Source organism: Neptunicella sp. (assembly GCF_048268085.1).
Classification (GTDB): domain Bacteria; phylum Pseudomonadota; class Gammaproteobacteria; order Enterobacterales; family Alteromonadaceae; genus Neptunicella.
The window spans coordinates 53090-64185 of record NZ_JBLWWF010000015.1; the positions used below are offsets into that span (position 1 = coordinate 53090).

At 44.0% G+C, this 11096-nt stretch carries 8 protein-coding genes; 6 read left to right on the forward strand and 2 right to left on the reverse strand.

Going from position 1 to position 11096, the window contains the following annotated elements; genetic code table 11:
• Positions 1-25 precede the first annotated feature (25 nt).
• Positions 26-2602: a TonB-dependent receptor gene (locus ACTD55_RS12875; RefSeq protein WP_438864742.1), complete on the reverse strand. Its 2577-nt coding sequence runs from the start codon at positions 2600-2602 to the stop codon at positions 26-28.
• Between the two features lie 189 nt (positions 2603-2791).
• On the opposite strand from ACTD55_RS12875, the gene ACTD55_RS12880 reads away from it, so the two are divergent.
• The 3 genes from ACTD55_RS12880 (at position 2792) to guaD (ending at position 6863) form a co-directional block, all read left to right on the forward strand.
• Entirely contained in the window at positions 2792-4039 is a 1248-nt protein-coding gene (locus ACTD55_RS12880) for a parallel beta-helix domain-containing protein (protein ID WP_438864743.1), read from the forward strand.
• A gap of 71 nt (positions 4040-4110) precedes the next feature.
• On the forward strand, positions 4111-5238 hold the full coding sequence (locus ACTD55_RS12885; protein WP_438864744.1) for an SO2930 family diheme c-type cytochrome: 1128 nt from the start codon (positions 4111-4113) through the stop codon (positions 5236-5238).
• A gap of 305 nt (positions 5239-5543) precedes the next feature.
• Positions 5544-6863 (forward strand): guanine deaminase, encoded by a 1320-nt coding sequence (gene guaD / locus ACTD55_RS12890; RefSeq protein WP_438864745.1) that lies wholly within the window; start codon positions 5544-5546, stop codon positions 6861-6863.
• 49 nt (positions 6864-6912) lie between these two features.
• Here guaD and ACTD55_RS12895 read toward each other — a convergent pair whose 3' ends face one another.
• The gene (locus ACTD55_RS12895) at positions 6913-9291 is read right to left on the reverse strand and encodes a zinc-dependent metalloprotease (protein WP_438864746.1); all 2379 of its coding nucleotides are present in this window, start codon (positions 9289-9291) and stop codon (positions 6913-6915) included.
• 152 nt (positions 9292-9443) lie between these two features.
• On the opposite strand from ACTD55_RS12895, the gene ACTD55_RS12900 reads away from it, so the two are divergent.
• The 3 genes from ACTD55_RS12900 to ACTD55_RS12910 all read left to right on the forward strand — a co-directional run bounded on the left by ACTD55_RS12900 (position 9444) and on the right by ACTD55_RS12910 (position 11084).
• Positions 9444-9998 carry an ECF-type sigma factor gene (locus ACTD55_RS12900; protein WP_438864747.1) on the forward strand — a complete coding sequence of 185 codons (555 nt, stop codon included), beginning with the start codon at positions 9444-9446 and terminating at the stop codon, positions 9996-9998.
• Positions 9999-10152: 154 nt separating this feature from the next.
• Positions 10153-10761, forward strand: a complete 609-nt coding sequence (locus ACTD55_RS12905) for a hypothetical protein (RefSeq protein WP_438864748.1) — start codon at positions 10153-10155, stop codon at positions 10759-10761.
• A 65-nt stretch (positions 10762-10826) separates the two neighbouring features.
• A complete protein-coding gene (locus ACTD55_RS12910) occupies positions 10827-11084 on the forward strand; it encodes a hypothetical protein (protein WP_438864749.1) in 258 nt (85 codons plus the stop codon).
• Positions 11085-11096 lie beyond the last annotated feature (12 nt).

An 11096-nucleotide genomic window follows, 5' to 3' on the forward strand; every position in this document is an offset into this window, starting at 1 on the left:
AATAAGTTTGAATCGTGGTAATCGATTAAAAACTCTGACTAAATTCCACACCCCACGTTCGCGGCATACCGCGAGTGGCATTGGGTGAACCGGTATTTTCGCCCTGTCCACCAGGCGATGAAATCATGTAGTTTTCATCGGTTAGATTGCGTGCATAAAGCGATAATTTCCAATCGTTGTCACTAATAAAGCTGATGCGTGCATTAAGTAAATCATAGCCATCGATGCGATTAAGCGCGGTTAAGCCTTCAATATTGCTGGGGTTAAAGGGCAGTAAGCCTAAATTACCGTTATCTGCCGCACCGTTGCGTTCATCTACCGATGTCCAGTCCGCGTGAAGCATAAATTCACCGCTATCTACAGGAATAAAGTAATCCGCCCCGATAAACAAACGATGCTTAGGCACACCAGATAATGGTTGGCCAGTTTGATCATCGGCTGCGGTTTCACCTTCAAACAGTGAGTAGCGGGTATATTCGGTATCTAAGTAGGCATAGTTAACATTGATATTCAGGTTGTCTGTGGCAGCCCAGGTGGATTCCACTTCAAATCCTTTACCGGCTGCATCAACATTACGCACGTTATACACCGGAATATTGCCGTTTGAACCGGTCAAACGCAAAATTTGCAGGTTGGTGTAATCATAATCAAATGCAGATACGTTGAGTTTTAGTTTATTGTCTAACAAGGTTGATTTCAGACCCACTTCAATATTATCTACTTCTTCCTGATCAAAAGGATCGGCAAGTCCCAAGGTATTAAATCCACCTGCTTTAAAGCCTTCCGCATAGGTAATGTATGTCATTACTTTGTCATTCCACTGGTAATCCAGTACAAAGCGCGGTGTGACTTTGGTCCAGGTATTAGATTGTTCGGTAGGTTGGAAATCGCCGTTGCTATCCAGTACCGGATCGCCATTTTCATCGCGCAATACCATTTGATCTGCAAAGGCCAATCCGAATAACGAACCCGGTACTTGTGGAATGGGAATAGTAATTTCATTCTGGTAATAAGACAGAATGTTGAAACTCTTCTCATCGCGAGTCCAACGTACTCCTACGGTGAAATCCAGCTTATCAGTAATCGGATAGGTTACGTCGGTAAACAAGGCGTAAGATGTGTTATCGCCCCAATCTTCAGTTTCTTCGATCCAGGGTTTACCTAAATTATCTTGCGCTATGGCACTGGCAATACTGGCCGGATCCTGTCCGGTTAACATACTTAAATAAGCCAGATCATCTGGAATGAGTTGTAATAAAAAGCCGGTTAAGCCGCTGCCGAGTGGTACATCAGTGGTGCCGGGAATACCCAGTTCAGGTGCACCCGTTGGCGGTAATCCTGCCTCTTTCAATGCTGAGTTTATGGCATAGCTATCCAGTGATGCCATCATAAAATCAGCAAAGGTATCCTGATATATATCCTCATTCATATAAGTTGCGCCAAAGGTCCAGCGGGTGCCCCCTTTGGTTTCACCCGCGAGGCGGAATTCCTGGCTGAATTGCTTTTGCTGTTCAATATTGTTGGAAGCAAAATAAGCGCGGATGTTGGCGCTGCCATCATCATCTGTATAGTTTTCGGTTTCAAAACGTTTATAAGCAGTAATGGAGGTGAAGTCTGCCCAACCTAAACGAGTATTGATTTCCATTGATGTGCCGAACAGATGGCGAGACTCGGTACCTCGGAAGTCAGTTTCATGCACACCGTAAGGATCGAGTTGATTGGTGTCTCGATATAATTTGGGGTTAAAGGAATAAGTAGGACGACTATCACCCTTTACTTCGTTAAATTCGGCGCGAAACATAACGTCTGTATCATCGGTGGCTTCCCACAAAATCGAACCGCGGATGGTTTGATTGGTGCTGGCCCCCAATTTGATCATCTTGTAGTCATCACCGGCGTCAGGTTCGGTAATGGGGTTAGCATATAAACGGGCATCTACATAACCATCTTCGTCTGAAACGCTAATACTGCCACGAAAATAAACATTGTCGGCTAAGGGAACATTATACAAGCCATCGAATTTTTTTAAGCCGTGATTACCTACGCCTATTTCATATTGACCTTCGGTCGTATCAACAGGGCGTTTACTAATAATATGCACAGCGCCAGCTGCCGCATTTCGACCAAACAAGGTGCCTTGTGGACCTTTAAGGACTTCAACCCGTTCAACATCATTAAAATTAACAAGAGCGGCACCGCTTCGTCCGGCATACACACCATCGACGTAGATAGCAACAGCTGGGTCAGCGCCGATACCGAAATCATTAGTTTTAATCCCGCGAATATCGTATTTAGGTTGGGTTTTTGATGTGTTCTTGGTTTCAAAACCAGGCACAATATTGCCTAAATCATCAATGTTTTTGGCGCCAATCCTTTTCATACTTTCTGCTGAAAATGCGGAAATGGAAATAGGTACTTCCTGAATATTCTCAACCCGTTTTTGGGCCGTTACCTGAAGAACTTCAATTTCACCCCGGGAGGCTTTTTGCTCGGTATCTTGTTCCTGAGCAACGGTGATAGATGCTGTAAAAAGCAGTGAGGCAGAGATGGCTTTGGCTAACGTGGTACGACTAAAAAACTGTGGTTTAGATATAGAGCGCATACTAATTATTACTCCCTTCAAATAATTGATTTGTATTTATAGTTATCATTTTTTTGTAAAAAAATTGTTGTTAGATTTTTATATCACAAATGGTCGGATGTCTAAATATAATTTATTTACTCCGTTTTAGTTTGGATTAAATAAAAATTTATTGGTACTATCGTACTAAATAAAATGTGAGTTGAACTTATGAAAACAACAAAATTAATCCTACCTTTTATGTTAGTTAGCGTTTTGCAGGCTTGTAGCCAACCAGAGAAAATGGTTGCCAGCGATGCTGACAAAGCCTTCGAAAAGCAGTTAATTAAGCAATTGGTGATGGCTAAACCCGGTGATGTTATTGAGATCCCGGCCGGTGTTCATCCTATTTCCCGTGGTTTGTCTCTTAATGTTGATGGTGTGACTATCAAGGGTGAGGGCATGGATAAATCGGTATTGTCGTTTAAACATCAGTTGGCTGGAGCTGAAGGTTTATTGGTTAATGCCAGTAATTTCACCATTGAAGATGTTGCCATTGAAGATGCATTGGGTGATGCGCTTAAAGTAAATGAAGCCGAGAATGTGATTATTCGCCGTGTACGTACCGAATGGACTGATGGCCCCAATGAGAAAAATGGCGCTTACGGCATTTATCCGGTGCAAACCACCAACACCCTGATTGAAGGCGCGGTGGCTATTGCGGCATCGGATGCGGGAATTTATGTAGGCCAGTCTCACAATGTGATTGTACGAAACAGTCGTGCCGAATATAACGTTGCTGGTATCGAGATTGAAAATACCCAAGGTGCGGATGTCTATGACAATATTGCCACTAATAATACCGGCGGTATTTTGGTGTTTAATATGCCTAATTTGCCTCAGCCGGGCTTTGGCACACGTGTGTTTAACAATAAAGTCTATGAAAATAATACCGACAATTTCGCGGCCAAAGGCACCGCGGTTGCCAGTGTTCCTGCAGGTTCAGGTGTGGTAATTAACTCTAACGATAAAGTGGAAATTTTTGCCAATCTGATTGCCGATAACAAAACTGCCAACGTGGTCATATCCAGTTATTATTCGGCTGGTTTTTATTCTAAAAAATCCAGTGCGGAAAATTTTGACCCTTACCCAGAAACGATTTTTATCTATGACAATGAATTTAAAGGTGGTGGTGATTCACCTGATCATCTTGAATTACAAGCATTGCGTGTGTCTGAGTTTGGTTTAACCGGCAGCTTGCCGGATGTTTTATGGGATGGTTATGTTAATCCTGATAAAACCGAAAATGGCCAGCTAAAAGCTGAATATAAAATATGTATTGATAATGGTGATGCGGGTATCGTTAATGTCGATGGTCCGAATGGTTATAAAAATATCTCAACGGATATCACGCCTCATCAATGTCAACATGAAAAACTACCCGAAATCGTGTTGCCGGAATATTTCTCGACACATTAATCGGTATTTTAAATCAGGCTTTGTGATGTCATAAAGCCTGATTGTCCCGGATTAATACAGGAAACAACCTCGTGATTAGAATAAGCTGTTTTTTGCTTGCCCTGTTTTTGTTGGGTGGCTGTAGTAAAAACATCGAACCGGTTAACTTTATCGCCGATGATAATTTTCCGGACAAACTCAGTGATTGGCATGTATTAAATTTTGCCAATGGAGAATTAACCCCCAACAAAGGGGTGGTGCCTTATGATCTGAATATGCAATTGTTCACCGATCATGCACACAAATTCAGAACCATCTGGATGCCTGAGGGGACATCGGCTACGTACAGTGAAGATGAGCTGGACTTTCCGGTTGGAACCATTATTTCCAAAACGTTTTATTACCCGCGTCAACGGGATAGTCGCCATGCGCTGCGTCAAACTGACGATTACAGCGGTGATTTCACCTTAAATGGTTTAGCCCTGGATAAAGTACGTTTGATTGAAACTCGTTTACTGATTCATCAGCAACAGGGCTGGGTAGCGTTACCTTATGTATGGAATGCCGAACAAACCGAAGCCACGCTGGAATGGGCCGGTGATGCACAAACCTTGAGTATGATTGACGACCAGGGGCAGCAGCAGGATTTTACCTATATGGTACCCGATGCCAATCAATGCGCAGGTTGTCATGCGCCTAATCATACCAATAAAAAAATTAAGCCTATAGGGCCTAAAACCCGTCATTTGAACAAGGCTTATCGTCGTTTTGGCAGCGAGCAAAATCAGTTAGTCCACTGGCAAGAGTTGGGTTACTTGACGGGGTTTAATGGTGATTTTGCCAGCGCTCCTAAAAATGCCAGTTTTGATGATCCTGATGCTGGTATCGAACCATTAGCCCGCGCTTATCTGGATATTAATTGCGGCCATTGCCACAATCCAGCCGGGGCTGCGGATACTTCCGGTTTATGGTTAACAAAAGAGGTGACTGATATGCGCCGCTTAGGGCTGTGCAAGCCACCGGTGGCCGCGGGACGAGGGGCAGGGGATGGACGTTTTGATATTGACCCTGGTCATGCGGATATATCCATTATTAGTTACCGGATGAGTTCTACCGATCCGGGCGAAATGATGCCCGAATTAGGTCGCTCTACTACTGATTTCAAAGGGGTTGCGCTAATTAAAAAATGGATCAATGGCATGGATGGGGATTGCAAATAACTCAATCAACAACGGTAATCATCGAAGCCGGAACGTTTATGTTCCGGCTTTTTTATTTGTTACCTCAGCGGATAGGGAAAATAATCGCGATTACTCAACTTGGATATTTATTTGTCGTTATTCAAGATACACTTATGCGGATTGGTATTAGCCTGACTCTATTGCACGATACAGTGCGTATACATTTGTTGAAGAGGTAATAAGAGCATCGACATTCAACAGCACTTGCTGAATGTAACTCAAAACGCGCAGGCATCGTTGTTTCATTTTTTTATTTGTTAATAGCCTTGTTGTAAAAGGATCATATGACTAAACACATTATTCGAGCCGGTGTGGTTCATTTTCCACAATCCAGTCAGACCCCCGCTCAAGATGTAGAATACTTTGCTGATGGCGGCCTGGTTATCCAAAACGGTAAAATTGTTGATCTGGATACTTATACTGATGCGCTCGAACGTAATCCGGATGCCACCCTGATAGATTATGCTGGCAAATTATTGATTCCAGGTTTAATTGATAGCCATGTACATTTTCCACAAACTGAAATGATTGCCAGTTACGGTGAGCAACTGCTCAAATGGCTGGAGCATTATACCTTTCCGGTGGAAGGCAAGTTTGCCGAACCCGAGTATGCAAGCAAGATGGCTGATGTGTTTTTACAACAGCTATTACGTAATGGAACAACTACTGCGATGGTCTATTCCAGCGTGCATAAAGGGGCAACAGAGGCGCTATTTCATGCTGCGCAGCAACGACAAATGCTAGTGATAGGCGGTAAAACCTGCATGGACAGACATTGTCCAGACTGGTTACAAGACAGCGCGATATTAGCACAACAACACAGTGCCGAATTAATCCAGCAATGGCATGGTAAAGACCGTTTACATTATTGCCTTACTCCACGTTTTGCTCCCACCAGTTCAGACGCGCAACTTGAGGTGTTAGGAGAGCTGGCGCAGCAGTATCCAGACGTGTTTATCCAGACCCATTTATCAGAAACTAAGCAGGAAATAGAATGGGTTAAATCACTTTATCCGCAAGCGGATAATTATCTGGATGTGTACGACAGAGTCGGTCTGGTGCGTTCAAGAGCGGTATTCGGTCACTGTATTCATCTGGTTGATGACGAATGGTCCCGGTTAAGTGAAAGCGGTGCAACTATTGCGTTTTGTCCCAGTTCAAACTTGTTTTTAGGCAGTGGATTATTTGACCTGGAAAAAGCCCGTCAACATCAGGTACACGTAGCGTTAGCCACTGATGTTGGAGCCGGTACCAGTTTTAATTTACTGCGTACCATGGGCGATGCTTATAAGGTATGTCAATTACAGGGTATTCAATTAGATCCGTTAGCCGGGTTATATATGATGACACAAGGCGCGGCTGTCGCACTCAAGCTGGACGATAAAATTGGCAACCTAAATAGCGGTACTGATGCAGATTTCGTCATACTCGATCCGGATTTTGATTCTTTAACTTCATTACGTTTGGCCGGTTTTGAGGCGTTAGACTCCTCGCCTGAACGCCCTGCGGACATTATCTTTGCCTTAAGTATGTTAGCGGATGACCGAGCTATTGCGTCGACATGGGTAAATGGAAAACCACTGTATCAACGAGAAAAACAGTAGCATTCAATCAATTGAATACTACTGCGGTAAAGTGTGATTCGGAACGAGTCTAAATCGGTGAACCGGGAGGCAAAGGCAATACCGAGAAATCCGATTGCCACTCGTTGGTGCGCAAAAACTGCGCGAGTTGTCGAGCCATCATTTGTGCTTGCGGATCCTTGGCCTGTTTGGCTAACCACGGCTGTAATTGAGCGAGTTGATATTGGATCTCGGCTTTGACTTCCGGTGCCACATTGGCGTTGAGGGAAGTGCGGATCAGGCTGTCGAAGGTCACATAATTAATACGTTGCTGTAGCTGCCAATAGTCTTTGCTGGAAGCCGCTTTTAGAGTGTTATCGATTATCAGATTAATGAGTCTCGCAACGGTCAGTGGATTGCCTTGTTGAGCGGCAAGATGATTTAACCTGCCCGGCTGAAGTAACTGGGATAGACTAAAACCACAGGCCGATTCAGCCGCACTAATTTCATCAAAGGCTAATCCTGTTCGTCCCTTAAAGCTTTCACGATTGCGGCTGTCACCATAAGCTTTAGGGGTAATCAATTTCACAATATTGTCCGGGATAGCCAAAAAGGCGGGACTAAGGGTTTGTAAAATACTGTCAACGGCTTGTTGTTGCATCTCATAACTGACCGGAGTTTGCCCTTGTGGCGTGACGTAATCTCCTTTGACTTCATATTGATAGTTTATGCCGCCAATCAGTTTGGCTGTGGCCTGAAGTTGATAACGATGCAACAAATAAATAGGTACCAATGATTCTTCTAAAGAGGAAAGGGCGGTGCCAGTGGCAATACTGTTGATACCAAACTGCTCCAGTGCCGCATGGCGCACTTGGATAATACGTTTAAGTTCATCTGCGGCATTGCTGCCATTGTCCCATAAACTGCCTTGCGCACTGGGTGTATCGTTGGGACGGGCGTCAGGATCTGATATGTAATGCAAGCCACTGCTACGAGCACCCTGAACCAGTTTGGCGAGTTGCTGAGATTCATCTTGGTTTGAATCGAAGGTTTTGTAACCGTAGGCGATAGTATATTTGTCCCATAAGCCTAAACCGACACTATAGGGATGATCGATCTTTACCTGATTATTGTTGAGATAAACATAAGGATGGGGATAGTCCATCACCGACGCATTACCATTTTCGCTGGCAGCAAAATTATGGGCTAATCCTAAAGTATGGCCGACTTCATGGGCAGCTAATTGACGAATACGCGCCAGGGCCATGGCTTTTTGAGCGCTGGTATCCGCATTGTCCTGCTTGAATGGACTGGTTAATCCCAGCGCGATCAGATAATCCTGCCGCACGCGCAATGAGCCTAACGTCACATGGCCTTTAATTATTTCGCCTGTACGCGGGTCAATCACTGAAGAACCATAAGACCAACCTCGGGTGGCACGGTGAACCCATTGGATTACGTTGTAACGCACATCCATTGGATCGGCATCGATTGGTAAGTCTTTGACCTGAAATGCATCTTTGTAGCCGAGTGCGGAAAATGCCTCATTCCACCATAATGCTCCATCTTTTAAGGCACTGCGTACCGGCTCCGGTGTACCGGGATCAAGATAGTAAATGATAGGTTTAACTGCTTCACTCACTGCCGCCGCTGGATTTTTTTTGTGCAAACGATGACGTGGGATAAAACGTTTGACCATCGATTGATCAATGGGCGCCGCATAGTCTTCATATTCAATTGACCAATAGCCTGAAAAGGGCTGAAAGGAGCGTGGTTGATAATTATTATCCGGCAATTCAATCAGTGAATGATGTAAATGTACCGAAATACTGGTGGGATCCGGGGTGACTTGTTTGACATAGTTACCGGGAGACGTCCCAGAGAATGTCACTAAGGCTTCCAGTTCGGTATTTTGTGGAAAGGTTTTTAATCGAGGCAAATAGACACCACTTCGATTGGTATCGACTTTAAAATGACCTTGCCCGGTTTGCTCAAGTTGTTGTCCGATATGATGAATATCCGACAGTAAAAATTGAGTGTAATCGACTAACACTGCATTGGCATCACTGGCCACAATAGGCAATCCGGCAATAACCGAATCGGCAAAAGCCTCATCGATACTGGTTTTTTCGGCGGGATTATCACTCTCGGCACGATAATAGGTATTCAGCTGGCGTAATAACACTTTGTCGCCAAAGCGCTCAAACTGGACGACTCGGGTATCGCCTAATTGACCACGATCCAGACCAATATCATTTGAGCCAATCCCTTGGGGTAAACTACTTTGAAACAATAAAGGTTGGGCGAATTTGCTAATACGCAAAAAAACTTTGCCACTATCTGCTTGGTAACACAGATCAAAATAGCCCGACTGATATTGGCAGTCTTGAGTAAATTTTTTAATCGATGGAGATTGTGCAAAAGCAGAGGTTGCCAATAATAACGTACAGATGATGAGGACACGCGACATTTTTTAGGTTCTCCCGAATTGACCAAACTATACCTTATACCATTCAAACGCAGAAAAACTATCCTCCCGAGATAAAATACGAATTCATTTTGCGTTATCAATGCTATGGTGGTTGAATAACGACTTTGAGTAGCTGTAAGTATGTTTGTGCAATGAGCGATGACTTTACCCAAAAACTCTCCAATTGGTACGATGGCGATCAGGATGCGCTAAAGGATATTGTACCTGTTGTAATGGAAGAGCTTAAGCGTCAGGCTAGGCGCTATATGCAGCGCGAGAAACAGGATCATACCCTGCAAGCGACCTCATTGGTTAATGAAGCTTTTATTCGTCTGGTTGATGTCAATGTCAGCTGGCAAAATCGCGCCCATTTTTTTGCCATTGCGGCTAAAATGATGCGCAGAATATTGGTTGATCACGCCAGACAAAAAGATAGTCTTAAACGTGGTGGCCAATATATGCATACCTCCCTCGATGGCCATGTCATTGCTGACCCGGCCGGGATCACCCACTTGGTGTTTATTGATGATTTATTACAAGAATTTGAATCTTTCGATGAACGTGCCGCCAGTTATTTTGAACAATATTTTTTTGCCGGCATGACGGTTAAAGAAATTGCTGAAGTGGGGGGGATCTCTGAATCTACCGTCGCCAGAGAACTCAGCTTGGCTAAATCGTGGTTGACCAGCAGACTTAAGAATTATTGATCTTTCATACTCACCAACGATCGGCAAATTAAATCTATTTTTTACCATCTTTCTGACACTTTATTAGCTGTTTTTCGCTTATTTGATTAAGCCCCTTTTTTTATTGATAAAAGGGATTATTGGGTGGTTAACTGTTTACATCGGAATCAAATAAATGAAATCAAGACACTATATTAAATTGTTCGCGGCATGCTTGATGACGGCCTGTTGTTTGCTAAATCAAGCTTCAGCCAGCCTTATTAAGGATAATGGCTCCTATACTACCGTTAATGGATTAGACTGGCTGGATTGGCCACTGACCGAGAACATGACCCAGACCGATGCGATTGCCAATCATTCCGGTTGGCGAGCGGCAACGGGACAAGAAATTACTGAAATGCTTAACACTATGTTTGAAACCTCACTTTTTGTCGGGACAGATCAGGTGCTGGCGGCTTCCCTATTGTCCAACCCCACAGGATTAATTGACCGGTTCAGACAGTTATTTGGCACCATTGACTTTAATGGGGGCCTGTTTACCGCAGCGCATATTGATAGTTATGGACTGGTTTTTGTGACACCAAATCCCAGTATCGATGTTAATAATATTGTTATCGGTAATGGAACCGATGTGGCGATTTATGGCGCAACGAGTTATAGCCGTCCGAGAAGCGGTGTTGCATTGGTTCGGCAGGCAGTTTCAGAGCCTTCCAGTGTGGCGATTTTTGCTTTGAGTCTGATGGGTTTTGGTTTCACTGTTAATCGAAAAAAAACGCATGGCTGATGTGGCGATCTAAAAGCGCTGTATTGCGTTAAAATTGGTTTTTAAAAAATGGTAGGAGAGTGGCAATGAAGGGGACGTTGTTGGTGGTACTGGTGGTGCTACTGTTACCCTATATTCAATCGGATGAGACATCGTCGAAAAAGGTTAAATCTTCGTTGCCCATTCCCCTAAAAAAGCAGACCAATGGATTATCTTCCAAGACTAAAAGGGGAATGGATATGCCGGAAGATGAGGTGGAAATTTGCCACGCTGACACTCAGTCACCATCTATTCCCCCGGATCGTCAGTCTGGCCATTTTCCATGTGATCTGGATGGAAAATAGCATGATTGGATT

Coding starts and splice junctions, on each gene's coding strand:
- ACTD55_RS12910 (WP_438864749.1), top strand. CDS start 10,827: ATGAAGGGGACGTTGTTGGTGGTACTGGTGGTGCTACTGTTACCCTAT.
- ACTD55_RS12895 (WP_438864746.1), bottom strand. CDS start 9,291: ATGTCGCGTGTCCTCATCATCTGTACGTTATTATTGGCAACCTCTGCT.
- ACTD55_RS12900 (WP_438864747.1), top strand. CDS start 9,444: ATGAGCGATGACTTTACCCAAAAACTCTCCAATTGGTACGATGGCGAT.
- ACTD55_RS12875 (WP_438864742.1), bottom strand. CDS start 2,602: ATGCGCTCTATATCTAAACCACAGTTTTTTAGTCGTACCACGTTAGCC.
- ACTD55_RS12905 (WP_438864748.1), top strand. CDS start 10,153: ATGAAATCAAGACACTATATTAAATTGTTCGCGGCATGCTTGATGACG.
- guaD (WP_438864745.1), top strand. CDS start 5,544: ATGACTAAACACATTATTCGAGCCGGTGTGGTTCATTTTCCACAATCC.
- ACTD55_RS12880 (WP_438864743.1), top strand. CDS start 2,792: ATGAAAACAACAAAATTAATCCTACCTTTTATGTTAGTTAGCGTTTTG.